Source organism: Streptomyces sp. NPDC057682 (assembly GCF_042799575.1).
Classification (GTDB): Bacteria; Actinomycetota; Actinomycetes; order Streptomycetales; family Streptomycetaceae; genus Streptomyces.
Genome location: NZ_JBHVIN010000019.1, coordinates 156,475 through 169,712, shown reverse-complemented (window position 1 = coordinate 169,712; position 13,238 = coordinate 156,475). Strand labels below are relative to the sequence as shown.

Annotated in this window: 10 protein-coding genes; 5 read left to right on the top strand and 5 right to left on the bottom strand. The window is 72.8% G+C overall.

What is annotated here, in order from left to right; genetic code table 11:
- Window positions 1-61: 61 nt before the first annotated feature.
- Window positions 62-1,225: a substrate-binding domain-containing protein gene (locus ACFVDM_RS30700; protein ID WP_383647980.1), complete on the bottom strand. Its 1,164-nt coding sequence runs from the start codon at window positions 1,223-1,225 to the stop codon at window positions 62-64.
- 140 nt (window positions 1,226-1,365) lie between these two features.
- Between ACFVDM_RS30700 and ACFVDM_RS30695 the strand changes: the two genes are divergently transcribed.
- Window positions 1,366-2,133 carry a sulfite exporter TauE/SafE family protein gene (locus ACFVDM_RS30695; RefSeq protein WP_383647978.1) on the top strand — a complete coding sequence of 256 codons (768 nt, stop codon included), beginning with the start codon at window positions 1,366-1,368 and terminating at the stop codon, window positions 2,131-2,133.
- A gap of 55 nt (window positions 2,134-2,188) precedes the next feature.
- Here ACFVDM_RS30695 and ACFVDM_RS30690 read toward each other — a convergent pair whose 3' ends face one another.
- Both ACFVDM_RS30690 and ACFVDM_RS30685 read right to left on the bottom strand, forming a co-directional pair.
- Complete coding sequence (locus ACFVDM_RS30690) at window positions 2,189-3,718, bottom strand: amino acid permease (protein WP_383647976.1); 1,530 nt, start codon at window positions 3,716-3,718, stop codon at window positions 2,189-2,191.
- A gap of 128 nt (window positions 3,719-3,846) precedes the next feature.
- Window positions 3,847-4,854, bottom strand: a complete 1,008-nt coding sequence (locus tag ACFVDM_RS30685; RefSeq protein ID WP_383647974.1) for a hypothetical protein — start codon at window positions 4,852-4,854, stop codon at window positions 3,847-3,849.
- Window positions 4,855-5,175: 321 nt separating this feature from the next.
- Here ACFVDM_RS30685 and ACFVDM_RS30680 point away from each other — a divergent pair, with 321 nt between their 5' ends.
- From ACFVDM_RS30680 to ACFVDM_RS30670, 3 genes are all read left to right on the top strand, one after another.
- Complete coding sequence (locus ACFVDM_RS30680; RefSeq protein WP_383647972.1) at window positions 5,176-6,609, top strand: FGGY family carbohydrate kinase; 1,434 nt, start codon at window positions 5,176-5,178, stop codon at window positions 6,607-6,609.
- A gap of 61 nt (window positions 6,610-6,670) precedes the next feature.
- Window positions 6,671-8,092 carry an NAD(P)/FAD-dependent oxidoreductase gene (locus tag ACFVDM_RS30675; RefSeq protein ID WP_383647970.1) on the top strand — a complete coding sequence of 474 codons (1,422 nt, stop codon included), beginning with the start codon at window positions 6,671-6,673 and terminating at the stop codon, window positions 8,090-8,092.
- Window positions 8,093-8,123: 31 nt separating this feature from the next.
- The gene (locus ACFVDM_RS30670; protein WP_383647968.1) at window positions 8,124-9,377 is read left to right on the top strand and encodes an FAD-dependent oxidoreductase; all 1,254 of its coding nucleotides are present in this window, start codon (window positions 8,124-8,126) and stop codon (window positions 9,375-9,377) included.
- Here the strand turns inward: ACFVDM_RS30670 and ACFVDM_RS30665 are convergent.
- Together ACFVDM_RS30665 and ACFVDM_RS30660 are read right to left on the bottom strand one after the other, a co-directional pair.
- Window positions 9,367-9,873: a hypothetical protein gene (locus ACFVDM_RS30665; RefSeq protein WP_383647966.1), complete on the bottom strand. Its 507-nt coding sequence runs from the start codon at window positions 9,871-9,873 to the stop codon at window positions 9,367-9,369. The two genes, ACFVDM_RS30670 and ACFVDM_RS30665, sit on opposite strands and share 11 nt — an antisense overlap.
- An 82-nt stretch (window positions 9,874-9,955) precedes the next feature.
- Window positions 9,956-10,489, bottom strand: a complete 534-nt coding sequence (locus tag ACFVDM_RS30660; protein WP_383647964.1) for a DUF309 domain-containing protein — start codon at window positions 10,487-10,489, stop codon at window positions 9,956-9,958.
- 106 nt (window positions 10,490-10,595) lie between these two features.
- On the opposite strand from ACFVDM_RS30660, the gene ACFVDM_RS30655 reads away from it, so the two are divergent.
- On the top strand, window positions 10,596-13,229 hold the full coding sequence (locus ACFVDM_RS30655; protein ID WP_383647962.1) for an ATP-binding protein: 2,634 nt from the start codon (window positions 10,596-10,598) through the stop codon (window positions 13,227-13,229).
- Window positions 13,230-13,238 lie beyond the last annotated feature (9 nt).

Sequence of the window (13,238 nt, the reverse complement as noted above, 5' to 3'; positions counted from 1 at the left end):
GGGAATCCTGATCGTTTGATCGATCATGGTCAAGCAATCGATCAAAGGAAAGTGGAAACGATCAAACGATCATTTCGAAAGGTGGGGGCCTTTCGTTCACCGATCCGCGCACCTTGAGCGTCGGCAGCAGCTCCGTGCGGCAGACCGGCCCCGTGGTGCCCGGCGGTCCGGACAGCCGGCGCAGCAGCAGTTCGGCGGCCGTCCGGCCGATCTCCGCCTTCGGGGGCGAAACCGCCGTCAGCGGAGTGCTGCCCAGCGCCGCGACCACGTCGTCGTACGCCACCACCGAGCAGTCCCGGGGCACCTCCAGTCCGTTCTCCACGAGTCGCTGCACCAGCATCAGGGCGTCGATGTCCCCGTGCAGCACGGCGGCCGTGGCCCTGCGGGTGCGCAGTGCCGCACCGAGGTCGAGCGGTGCGCCGACCGGTGTGCGCGGCGGCCCGGCGGGGCCGTGCTCCGCGGCGTCCGGCGAGCTGAGCACCACCGACCAGTCCGTCACCTCCGGCCGCCCCGCGGCGATTTCGGCGAACGCCGCCCGCACCGTCCGGGCCGTCGGACTGTCGTCGCGGGCGGCCAGCACGATCCTTCGATGACCCGCTGCCACCAGGTGTTCCACGGCGAGGTGGACTCCGTACCAGTGGTCGGAGCAGACCGAATCCAGTGCGTGCAGGGCACTGCCCGGACGGGGCCGCCGCTCCATCAGCACCGTCGGTACGCCGAGCCTCGCGAGCCAGGCGTGGTCCCGCTCCTCGGCGTGCGCGCTCGGCCACCTCGGGGCGATCAGCAGGCCCCGCGCTCCGTCGGCCAGCGCCCGTTCCACGAGCCGCCGTTCCGCGCCCGGCCCCTGCGGTGCGATGTGCAGGGCGATCCGGATCCCGGCCTCCTCCAGCACGCTCCGCGCCCCGTGCAGCGTCTCCTGCAGATACGAGTGGCGCTCCGGGACGACCAGGGCGACCGCGCCGCCCTCCTCGGCCCGGTCGCCCGCGCGCGGGGCGGGGACCGCGGCCTGGGCGTCCTGCGCGGCCTGTGCGGTCCGGTCGTCGAGGGACCGGGCGACACCGTGCCCGCGGCGCAGCAGCCCGGCACGGTCCATCTCGTCCACGTCCCGCCGCACCGTGACGGTCGAGACGGCCAGTTCGGCCGCGAGCGTGGTCACTTTGACGGCGCCCCGCGACTCGACCATCGCCAGAATGCGCCGACGCCTCAGGTCCAACTGTTCCCCCATGTGCAGGCCCCCTCGCCGTACCGCTGCCTGGTTTCGTTTGACAGCTTTCGTTTGAGCGTTTGATCGCAGCATAGCGATCAAAGCGAAAGGAGAGGGCCCGAGCTAACCCCTGCACATACGTACTACGCTCTCCCCTCGGCATGGACACGCTCACCCTCTGGCAACTGGCGGCACTGGCCGCGGCATCCGCACTCGTCGGCTTCTCCAAGACGGCCGTCAGCGGTGCCAACACGATCAGCCTCGCGGTCTTCGCGGCGGTACTGCCCGCCCGGGAGTCCACCGGAGTGCTGCTCCCGATCCTGATCGCGGGCGACGTGCTCGCGGTGCTCAGTTACCGGCGCCACGCGCACTGGCCGACGCTGCTACGGGTCTTCCCGGCCGTAGCCGTGGGCGTCGTGGCGGGAACGGTGTTCATGCTGTGGGCCGACGACGCGGCCGTCCGTACCTCCATCGGCGCGATCCTGCTCTTCATGGCAGGGGTCACCATGTGGCGGCGGCGCACCGCGACGGCGGCCGAAGAACCCGGGGCGGTCGGACCACCGACCGCCGCCGGGCGGCTCAAGGCCCGCGGATACGGGGTGCTCGGCGGTTTCACCACGATGGTCGCCAACGCGGGCGGCCCCGTGATGTCGCTCTATCTGCTGTCGGCGGGCTTTCGGAAGCTCGGCTTCCTCGGGACGTCCGCGTGGTTCTTCCTCATCGTGAACACGTCCAAGGTGCCGTTCAGCGTGGGTCTCGGCCTGATCGACGCGCGGTCGCTGCTGCTCGACGCCTGCATGCTGCTGTTCGTTCTGCCGGGTGCCTGGATCGGCCGGCGCTGTGTGGACCGGATCAACCAGCGGCTCTTCGAACGTCTCGTCCTGGGCGCCACCGTCCTCGGCGGCCTCCAGTTGCTGCTGAATCCGTGACGGGGCCCCGCCCGGCCGATGCCGGACGGGGCCCCGTCACGGGGAGAGCGGGCGGTCAGACGATGTCCTCCTCGATCTCCGCCTGCTCGCGGGCGTTGCCGTACGCCTGCGGGGTCCCGTACGAGCGCCGTGCCACGAACCACCAGACGGTGGCCAGGACCAGTACGGCGACCAGCGCGATCGAGGCGTAGTTCATCGAATCGATCGTCACCGGCGAGGACTGCGGCAGCAGGAACAGCACGGTGACGATCGCGACCCAGACCACGGCGATCCAGCCGATCGGCTTCGACCACCGGCCCAGGTGCCACGGCCCCCGTTCGAAGCGGCCCCCGGCGCGCAGCTTCAGGAAGATCGGGATGGCGTACGCGGGCGTGATCCCGATGACGTTGATCGCGGTCACCGCGCCGTACGCGGTCGCCGAGTACAGCGACGGCAGGGCGAGCACCCCGGCGACGATCACCGACAGCCAGACGGCGGGCACCGGGGTCTGCGTCCGGGCGCTCACCTTGCGCCACAGCTGCGAACCGGGCAACGCGTTGTCGCGGCTGAAGGCGAACACCATGCGGCTGGCGGCGGCCACCTCGGCGTTGCCGCAGAAGAGCTGCGCGGCGATCACGATCAGCAGCATCGCCGTGGCCCCCGAGGTGCCCAGCGCGTCGATCAGGATCTGGGCGGGCGGCACGTTCGTCGAGGTGCTCTGCGTGCCCGCGTAGTCCTGGATCGCGAAGGTCAGCCCCGCGAGCAGGACGAAGCCGGCCACCCAGGACACCCAGATCGCCCGGACGATGCCCCGGGCCGCGGAGACCGAGGCGTTCGACGTCTCCTCGGACAGGTGGGCGGAGGCGTCGTAGCCGCAGAACGTGTACTGCGCCAGCAGCAGACCGATCGCCGCCACGTACAGCGGATTGTGCCAGCCGGTGTCATTGACGAACTCGGTGAAGACGAACGACGGCGACTGGTGGTGCGAAGGAACGATCGCCAGCACCGAAACGATCACCGCGACACCGGCCAGGTGCCACCAGACGCTGATCGAGTTGAGCACGCTCACCAGACGGACACCGAAAAGGTTCAGAACGGCGTGCAGCAGCAGAATGCAGACAAAGATGATCATCGTCTTGCCCGGTGTGGGCGTGAAGCCCCACTGCAGGTTCATCAGGGCGCCCGTGAATAACGCGGCCCCGTAGTCGATTCCGGCGATCGCACCCAGGAGACCGAGCAGATTCAGCCAACCGGTGTACCAGCCCCATTTACGCCCGCCGAGCCGGTCGGCCATGTAGTACAGCGCCCCGGACGTCGGGTACGCGCTGGTGACCTCCGCCAGTGCCATGCCGACACAGAGCACGAAGAGGCCGACGCCCGCCCAGCCCCACATCATCACGGCGGGCCCGCCGGTGGACATACCGAAGCCGTACAGCGTCATGCAGCCCGACAGGATCGAGATGACGGAGAAGCTGATCGCGAAATTTCCGAAGCCGCCCATGCGACGGGCCAGCACCGGCTGATAGCCGAGCTCGCGCAGGCGCTGCTCCTCGTCCTGGGGCGGTATGGCCTCGGAGCCCTTCTGGGTCGAGGTGGTGACGGACATGGGGACCTCCGTGAGCGGTGAGCGAAAAGGGAGATTCATACGAAAGCGAAAACGAAAACCAAAGAAAAACGGTCAAACGGAAGGAACGAGGTGCGGGCCCGATGCATCCGTCCACCGTCCCGGACGGCTCAGCCGTGCGGCCCCCTCCCGGGGTCCCGCGCCGCCGTCAGCGCCCGGCTGCGGGCCCGCAGGAAGACCTCCTCGGCGCCGCCCGGTTCCTTGGGTGAGCGGGTGCGGTACGCCCAGGGGAGCGACGTGAAGTACGGCCCCAGCTCGTGGAACACGGGAGCGGCGTCGGCGAAGCGCAGTGCCCCCCACAGGGCGTGCGCCAGATGGTTGAGGTCGAGCAGGGTGTGCGTGGCCGGAGGGGTGAGGCGGAACCACCGTTCCAGGGCGCGTCGCGCCTCGCGTTCGGCGTCCTCGGTGACCCAGTGGAGGTCGAGCGCCTTCTCGTGGCCGTTCTCCCGCCGGTAGCGCTCGACCCGTACGTACAGCGGCAGGACGTGGAGGGCCGATCCGTCGGGTGCCGACGAGGACGCCCACTGCACGAAGTTGACGGCCTCGGAGAGCGAGCCGCCGGCCTTGCGGGCGTACACGAACTGGAGCATCCGGTGGTAGGCCTCGCGGTTGTACGGGTCGCGTTTGTCGGCCTCCGCGAGGAGCCCCCACGGTCCGGGGAAGAGCATCGGGCCCGGCGGATGGAGCCGGTGCTCCTCCAGCCGCTGGCGTTCGTCCAGTTGGGAGAGGGCCAGCAGGCACACCCACGGAACGGGGTCCGAGGGCGAGGCGTGCGCGGCCGAGCGGCAGGCCTCCCAGGCCTCCTGCCACAACTGCTGGCCGCTGGGGTGGCCGGAGCGGCGGGCCCGGACCGCGCGCTCCACGCAGACCCGTGCCCGCATCACGGTCCCCGCGACGCTGCGCGGTTCCTCGGTCAGCCAGGCCTGGACCGCGTCCGATCCCGCGGCGACGGCCCCGAGCACCTGGGTGCGCTGGGTCCACAGAGTCCAGTCGGGCGTGCTCTCCAACAGGTCGCGCATGGAGATCCAGCGGCCTGTGCGTAAGTCCTGTAACGCCGAGCGCAGTGGGCTGTCGTGGCCGGCCGGGTGGTACACCGGCCGGAATTCACTGTTGGCCATTCACGTACTCGGTGTGCGGTGTCGGTGTCATCGATCCTCGGGGACGTGGGGGGTCAAGCAGCAGTTGAAATATGAACTGCTGTAAAGCGTCCGGTTGTTGCTCGGCGGTGAGTGTAGAGCCCTTCGTGCCGAACTCCCGAACGAATCCTGGATCTGCTCCAAATCGTGTGTGCGGAAAGGGCGATGGGGATTCGAGGTCGGCTTCCGGGCACATCGTCCGGAGCCGCTTGACGTAGCTGCCGGGCTGCACCACTCTGGGTTCCCGCGACCGAAGATCACGATTCCGTTCAGGCCCCGTGCTTGCGTACCGCAGGAGATCCGATGTCAGGCCCGGTACTCGCCGTGGACCAGGGAACCTCCGGGACGAAGGCGTTGGTGATCTGTCCGGAGCGCGGCGTGATCGGTTCCGGATCCGCGCCGGTACGGCCCAGGTACGGCCCCGGCGGCGCCGTCGAGGCAGACCCCGCCGAACTGCTCGGCTCGGTCCTCGACGCCGGGTCGCGGGCCTTGGTCGACGCGGGCGAACCCGTCGTCGCGGCCGGCCTCGCCAACCAGGGCGAGACCGTGCTCGCCTGGGACCCGGCCACCGGCCGCCCCCTCACCGACGCGATCGTCTGGCAGGACCGCCGCTCCGAGGACCTGTGCCGGGAGCTCGCCGAGCACGAGGACGAGCTGAGGCAGCTCACCGGCCTCCCGCTGGACCCGTACTTCGCCGCCCCGAAGATGGCCTGGATCCGCCGCGAGCTGACCCGGGACGGTGTGGTCACCACCAGCGACTCCTGGCTCGTCCACCGGCTGACCGGTGCCTTCGTGACCGACGCCGCCACCGCCGGACGCACCCAGCTCCTCGATCTCGACGAGGCCGGCTGGTCGCCCACCGCCCTGGACCGCTTCGGGCTGGCCGGCGAACGCCTGCCCACCGTCGTGGACGCCGCCGGCACCTTCGGAACCACCACCGCCTTCGGCGGCGAGATCCCGCTCACCGGGCTCCTCGTCGACCAGCAGGCCGCCCTGCTGGCCCAGGGCGCGCTGGAGCCCGGTACCGCCAAATGCACCTACGGCACCGGCGCCTTCCTCCTCGCCCAGACCGGCCCCGCCCCGCGCCGGGGCAGCTCCGGCCTGGTCAGCTGCGTCGCCTGGCGGCTCGGAGGACGTACCAGCTACTGCCTGGACGGCCAGGTGCTCACCGCGGCCTCCGCCGTCCGCTGGCTCACCGACCTCAAGGTCATCTCCGGAGCGGCCGACCTCGATCCGGTCGGCGGCGGCGTCCCCGACACCGGCGGCGTCACGTTCGTTCCCGCCCTCGCCGGACTCGCCGCTCCCTGGTGGCGCGGCGATCTGCGCGGATCGCTCACCGGACTGGGCCTGGACACCACCGCCGGCCATCTCGTGCGCGCCCTGTGCGAGGGCATCGCCGCCCAGGTCGTCGCCCTGGCCGACGCGGTCGCGGACGACCTCGGCGCCCCGCTGTCCGCGCTCCGCGTCGACGGCGGTCTCACCCGCTCGTCCCTCCTCATGCAGACCCAGGCCGATCTGCTGCAACGCCCGGTCGAGGTGTCCGCGCTGCCCGATGTCACCGCGCTCGGGGCCGGCGCCGTGGCCCGGCTCGGCATCGATCCCGCGCTCACGCTCGCCGAGGCCGTGCCCGAGTGGCACCCGGCCGCCGTGTACGAACCGCGCATCGGCCCCGACGAGGCCGCCGAACGGCTCGCCGGCTTCCGCGCGGCCGTCGACACCCTCCTGGAACGTTCATGAACACGGCCCCGCACGACCGGAGCCCCTTCCCGCCCATGCCGGCACGGTCGGGGTCCGCACCGTGATCCCCACCGTCACCACCGTCGGCGACCCGCTCCCGGAGCCGCCCGACGGCGCCCCCTACGACGTCACCGTGATCGGCGCGGGGGTGGTCGGCACCGCCCTCGCCCGCGCGCTCGCCCACCACCCGCTGCGGATCGCCCTCGTCGAGGCGTCGGACGACATCGGCACCGGCACGTCCAAGGCCAACACCGCGATCCTGCACACCGGTTTCGACGCCGTCCCCGGCTCCCTGGAAGCCCGTCTCGTCCGCGAAGGGCAGCGCAAGCTCGCGGAGTACGCCGCCGCCACGGGGATCCCCGTCGAACGGGTCGGCGCCCTCCTCGTCGCCTGGGACGACGAACAGCACGCCGCGCTGCCCGCCCTGCTGGCCAAGGCGGAGGCCAACGGCTACCACGCGGCACGGATCCTGGACGCCGACGAGGTCGCCGCACGCGAACCCGCCCTCGGCCCGGGGGCCCTCGGCGCGCTGGAGATCCCCGACGAATCCGTCATCTGCCCCTGGACCACCCCGCTCGCCTTCGCCACCCAGGCCGTGCGCGCCGGTGTCCATCTGCATCTGGACTGCCGGGTCACGGCCATCGCCACCGGCAAGAACGTGCACACCCTGACCACCTCCCGGGGACCGCTGCGCACCCGCTTCCTCGTCAACGCCGCCGGACTGCACGCCGACGTCGTCGACCGCATGCTCGGGTACGACGCCTTCACCGTCACCCCGCGCCGGGGCCAGCTCCTCGTGTTCGACAAACTCGCCCGCGACCTCGTCCGCCACATCCTCCTCCCCGTCCCCACCGCCGCCGGGAAAGGCGTGCTCGTCGCGCCGACCGTCTTCGGCAATGTGCTGCTGGGACCGACCGCCGAGGACCTGGACGACAAGACCGCCACCGAGTCGACCGGGGAGGGCATCGCGCTGCTCCGCGAGAAGGGCCGCCGTATCCTGCCCCGCCTCCTCGACGAGGAGGTCACCGCCGTCTACGCGGGCCTGCGCGCCGCGACCGGCCGGGAGGACTACCGCATCCAGGACCGTCCGGAACGGCGGGCCGTCACCGTCGGCGGCATCCGCTCCACCGGCCTCACCGCCTCCATGGCCATCGCAGACCACGTCACCGGCCTGCTGGCCGGCATCGGTCTCGACCTCGGCGAGCCGGCCTCACTCGCCCCCCTCACCATGCCGTACCTCGGCACCGACGACCGCCGCCCGTACCTGAACGCCGCGCTCGTCGCGCGGGATCCGGCGTACGGCACGATCGTCTGCCACTGCGAACGCGTCACCGAGGGCGAGATCCGCGACGCGTTCGCCGCCACTCTGCCGCCCCGCACCCCCGCGGGCCTCGCCCGCCGGACCAGGGCCGGCAACGGACGCTGCCAGGGCTTCGCCTGCGGCGCCGGACTCCGCGCGCGGTTCGAGGGGACGGGGACATGACCCACCCCGACAGGCCGAAGGAGACCGCGTCATGAAGCGCCGTGAACGGACCGTCGACGTCCTCGTCGTCGGAGCCGGACCGGCCGGGCTCGGCGCCGCCGCCGCGCTCGCCGCGGCCGGTGTACGCCGGGTCGAGGTCCTGGAACGCGAACAGGCCGCGGGCGGCGTCCCGCGCCACTGCCACCACCCGGGGTTCGGCTCCACCCGGGCCGGCGGCGGCAGCAGCGGTCCCGAGTACGCCCGGCGGTGCGTCACCGCCGCCGAAAGGGCCGGGGCGACCCTGCGCACCGGCGTCACCGCCACCGGCTGGACCGGACCCCGCACCCTCGACATCACGGGCCCCGGCGGGCTCGAACGGATCACCGCCGGTGCCGTCGTCCTCGCCACAGGAGCCCGCGAACGCCCGCGCAGCGCCCGCCTCGTCCCCGGCACCCGCCCCGAGGGCGTCTACACCACGGGCGAACTCCAGCAGGCCGTCCACCTCCACCACCAGCGCATCGGCCGCCGAGCCGTCGTCGTCGGCGACGAGCCGATCAGCGTCGCCGCCGCCGGGACCCTGCGCGCCGCCGGGGTCCACCTCGTCGCCCGCGTCACGGACCGCCCGCCCGCCCTGCCCGCCGCCCTCGCCCCGTGGCTCGGCGCCCCGCTCCTCACCCGCACCACCGTCACCGCCCTCACCGGACGCACCCGGCTCACCGGAGTCGCCCTGCGCCACGCCGACGGCCGTACGACGACCCTGGCCTGCGACACCGTCGTGTTCACCGGCGACTGGATCCCCGAACACGAACTGGCCCGGAGCGGGGGCGTCCCGCTGGACCCCGGCACACGGGGCCCCGCCCACGACGCGGCCCACCGCACCGCGCGGCCGGGCGTTTTCGCCGTGGGCAATCTGCTCCACGCGGTCGAACGGGCCGGTACCGCGGCCGCCGAGGGCCAGGCGGTCGCCGCACCCGTACTGCGGTATCTGACCACCGGGGACTGGCCGGAGAACCGGCCCGCGCTCACCGTCGAGACCCCGCTCGCATGGATCGCACCGAACCTGATCGACCCGGAAGCACCCCGTCCGCTCGACGGCCGCTTCCTCCTGCGCGCCTCCCGGCGGCTGACGGCCCCGCTGCTCACCGCCCACCAGGACGGACGGGAGCTGTACCGGGGGAGGCTGCTGCGGTCCGTTCTGCCCGGCCGCTCGCTCCCGCTGCCCGCCCACTGGCTGGACCGCGCCGATCCGCGCGGCGGCCCGGTCCGCATCACCGCCGGACCGACGGCCCGGCCGCTCAGGGAATGAGCAGCCAGTCCGAGCCGATCGCCGCGATCAGACCGAGCCCGAGCAGCCAGCTGCCGAGCCGCGTCCGGCCGTTGCGGCTGAGTTCGATGACGATCCCGCAGAGGATCAGCGCCAGGCCGTACACCCCGACCACCAGCACCGAGGACCGGCTCGCGATCCGCAGCGCGAGGACGACCGCCATCGCCGCCATGCCCACCGACGACAGGACGATACGGAGCCGTCTCGCCTGCCGGGGTGTCAGTCTGCGCTCCCCGACGGCTCCGGCCTGCCTCCCGCTCGCGTCCGCCCCGCCCCCCTCGCCGCCGGTTCCCGTGGTCCCAGAGGTCCCAGAGGTCCCCGTGGTCTCCTCGTCCTCCGACTCCGCGACGGAGCCCGCGCGCCCGGTGGCCTTCGTCCCCTCCGCCGCTTCGGCCGCGCCGGTCTCCTCGGCTTCCGCCGACTCCTCGGGGGCGGCTATCGGGGTGTCCACGGACTGGTCCTGGTCAGAAGTGCTCATGACGCCGGATGGTAATGGCTCCACCCGGCCCGGTTCACCGCTCTCGGTCAAGGACAGGGAAAGGAAGGCGAGTTGGCGGCCCCTACCCCGCCGCCGCGTCCGTACCCGCGCGCAGCCTCGGTGCCGAGGCCGCCGGGTCGACGGCCCGCGACGGATCCCCCTCCACCCGCGCGGCCAGCTCCCGCGCCCAGTCCGCCAGCCCGCCGAGGTCCATTCCGTACGCGGCCGGCGCGACGCCCTCCGGCACGCCGCCGATGTGCGCGTACGCCTCCAGCGCCCCCGCCCCGCGCCGCAGCAGCCGCGCCCCACCGGTCGCGTTGCCCCGGGCGGAGTGCGTCAGCCCCACCGCCAGCTGGGCCAGCCCCCGCCACAACTCCCGCTCCGCGGGCGGACCCGACTTCCAGGCGTCCTCGAAGACCTCGTGCGCATGGAACGGCATCCCCGCGTCCAGCAGGCGCTGTGCCTCCCGTACGGTTTCGGCCGGAATACGGAGGACGCCCTCGGGCTGCCGCGCCACACCGGGCGTGCCGTACGGCAGGGGTCGGCCCAGCCCGTCCCGGGGGCGCGCGTTGTGCGCCCGGCCTTCGGCGTCCCGGTCCCTGCGCGATGCGTTCATCCGTCGATTGTGCCCCGTACCTGCGGCGAACTGGCCGAACCACTGTCGGTGACCCCCGCGCACGTTTAGGCTCGACCGTCAGTGATCCGACATTGGGGGAGTAGGCATGAAGCCGTCCCGGCCGCTGTACGAGCGCGAACCGGAACTCGCTGCCGCCGCACAAGCCGTTGACGCGCTCTGCGGCGCGCAGGCGGCCGGCGGGCTGCTGGTGTTCAGCGGTGAGGCAGGCATCGGCAAGACCGCGCTGCTGGGCGAGATCCAGGCCATGGCCGCCGACCGGTGCACGATCTGGTCCGCACGCGGCGGCGAGACGGTCACCTCGGTGCCGTTCCACGTGGTCCGTCAACTGCTCCAGCCGGCGCTGGACCAGCTGCCCGCCGACGACGTGAGAGCCCTGTTCGGCTCGTGGTTCGACATCGCGGCCCCCGCCCTCGGACTGGCCGAACCCTCCGACCTCCAGCCCGACCCGCAGGGTGTGCGCGACGGACTCGACCACGTCGTCGCCCGGCTCGCCTCGCGGATGAGCCATCGCCCGCTGCTCCTCGTCATCGACGACGCGCACTGGGCGGACGGTGAATCACTCGCCTGGCTCGCCTCGTTCACGGCCCGCCTCGGCGAACTGCGCGTCCTGGTCGTCCAGGCGCACCGCCCCGAGGAACTGTCCGCGCGCGAGGGCGAGGGCACGGTCGCGGGCGGCCACCCAGCCCAGGTCCGCGTCGCCCTGCGGGCGCTCACCCCGGACGCCACCGCCGAACTTGTACGGGCCACGCTCGGCGAGCACGCGGACGACCCGTTCTGCCGCGAGGTGTGGGCCGTCACCGGCGGCAACCCGTACGAGGCCGTCGAACTCGTCGCCAAGGTCCAGGACAGCGAACTCGTGCCCCTGGAGGAGTCCGCGGGGCTGCTGCGCGAACTCGGCGCCTCGGCCCGGGGCAGCGGCCTCGTCGCCCGCCTCGAACGGCTGGGGACCAACGCCAACCGTTTCGCCTGGGCCGCAGCCGTCCTCGGCACCGACATCTCCCAGGACCTGGCCGCGACCCTGGCCGGCATGACCTCGGCGGAGGCGGCGGACTGCACCGCGCGGCTGCGCGAGGCCCGCATCGTGAGCGGCTTCGACCCGCTGGAGTTCGTCCACCCGCTGATCGCCTCGGCCGTGTACCGCTCCATCCCGCCGGCCACCCGGACCGCCATGCACGGCCGGGCCGCCTGGGCGATCACCCGTGCCGGCCTCGGCCCGGCCGCCGCCTCCCGGCACCTCCTGGAGGTCCACCCGGACGACGACCAGGAACTGGTCGCCCAGCTCCGGGCCGCCGCCACCCAGCATCTGGCGGTCGGCGCCCCCGAGGCCGCCCGCCGCTGTCTGGAGCGCGCCCTCCAGGAACCGCCGCGCCACGACGTACGCGCCACGCTCCTGTACGAACTGGGCTGCGCCACCCTGCTCAGCTCCCCGGCCACCACCGTTCAGCACCTCAGGTCCGCCCTCGACATGCCGGGCCTCACCGACGACCTGCGGGTCGACGCCACCTTCCGGCTCGCGGCCGCGCTCTCCCACAACAACCAGCTCAAGGAGGCGGCGCTCGCGCTGGCCGCCGAGGCCGAGCGCACCCCGCCCGGCCCGGGGCTCATGCGGCTCCAGGCCGCCCACTTCCTCTGGGAGGGCATGCAGGCGACCGAGGAGGACGGCCCCGGCCGCTCCCGTCGGCTCGCCGCGAACGCCGACCACCTCAAGGGCCGGGACAACGCCGAACGGGCGCTGCTGACGCTCCGCGCCTTCGACGCGATGCTCCGCGGCGAGAACTCCGAACTGATCGTCGACCTCTGCGAACGGGCCCTGGTCAACGGCCATCCGGCCCGGGGCCTCGGCTGGACCGACACCGAGTGGGGCTTCGAACTCCCCACCCTGCTCGGCATCACCTATGCCTTCACCGACCGCCTCGACCGCGCCGAGGAACTCTTCGGCGAGGCCGTGCGCGCCTTCGAGATCTCCGGCTGGAGCGGCGCCCACCTGGCGTTCGCCCACACCCTGCTCGGCCTGGTCCACCGCCGTCGCGGCCGCCTGGCGGAGGCGGAGGGCTTCCTGCGCGAGGGACTGCGCCTCGCCGACCGCGTGGGCAGCGGACTGCCCGTCCACTGGGACGCCGCCTGCCTCCTCATCGACACCCTGCTCGCCCGCGGCAAGACCGCCGAGGCCCGCAAGATCGCCGATCTGTACTCCTTCGGCCTGCCCTACCCCAGCGCCATGGTGCTGCCCGACGCCCCCTGCGTCCGGGGCCGACTGCTCCTGGCCGAAGGCCGTACGAAGGAAGCCGTCACGGAACTGGAGGCGGCCGGCCAGTCCCTCGAACCGCGCGGCCGCTTCAACGGCATCTGGGGCCCCTGGGCCGGCGACCTGGCCCGCGCCCTCGCGGAGGACGACCCCGGCCGCGCCGCCCAGCTCGCCAACTCCGCCCGCGTCCACGCCGAGCGCTTCGGCACGGCCACCGCCATCGGCGAGGCCCTGCGCTGTGTCGCCCTGTTCGCCCGCCCGGAGGAGGCCGCCCACCTCCTCGGTGAGGCCGTCCGCCATCTGGAGGCCTCGCCCTCCGGTTACGAGCTGGCCCTCGCGCTCTACGACCACGGCGTCGCCACCCGTTCCCCGCGCCAGCTCGCCCGCGCCCAGAAACTGGCCACCTCCTGCGGCGCCGAGACCCTGGCGACCCGCGCCCAGCAGGCACGGGCGTCGATCCGGTCCTCGGAGTGAGGTAATGTT

Bases quoted from the DNA above. Each gene is read 5' to 3' on its own strand.
- ACFVDM_RS30700 (WP_383647980.1), bottom strand. From the start codon at position 1,225: ATGGGGGAACAGTTGGACCTGAGGCGTCGGCGCATTCTGGCGATGGTC.
- ACFVDM_RS30695 (WP_383647978.1), top strand. From the start codon at position 1,366: ATGGACACGCTCACCCTCTGGCAACTGGCGGCACTGGCCGCGGCATCC.
- ACFVDM_RS30690 (WP_383647976.1), bottom strand. From the start codon at position 3,718: ATGTCCGTCACCACCTCGACCCAGAAGGGCTCCGAGGCCATACCGCCC.
- ACFVDM_RS30685 (WP_383647974.1), bottom strand. From the start codon at position 4,854: ATGGCCAACAGTGAATTCCGGCCGGTGTACCACCCGGCCGGCCACGAC.
- ACFVDM_RS30680 (WP_383647972.1), top strand. From the start codon at position 5,176: ATGTCAGGCCCGGTACTCGCCGTGGACCAGGGAACCTCCGGGACGAAG.
- ACFVDM_RS30670 (WP_383647968.1), top strand. From the start codon at position 8,124: ATGAAGCGCCGTGAACGGACCGTCGACGTCCTCGTCGTCGGAGCCGGA.
- ACFVDM_RS30665 (WP_383647966.1), bottom strand. From the start codon at position 9,873: ATGAGCACTTCTGACCAGGACCAGTCCGTGGACACCCCGATAGCCGCC.
- ACFVDM_RS30660 (WP_383647964.1), bottom strand. From the start codon at position 10,489: ATGAACGCATCGCGCAGGGACCGGGACGCCGAAGGCCGGGCGCACAAC.
- ACFVDM_RS30655 (WP_383647962.1), top strand. From the start codon at position 10,596: ATGAAGCCGTCCCGGCCGCTGTACGAGCGCGAACCGGAACTCGCTGCC.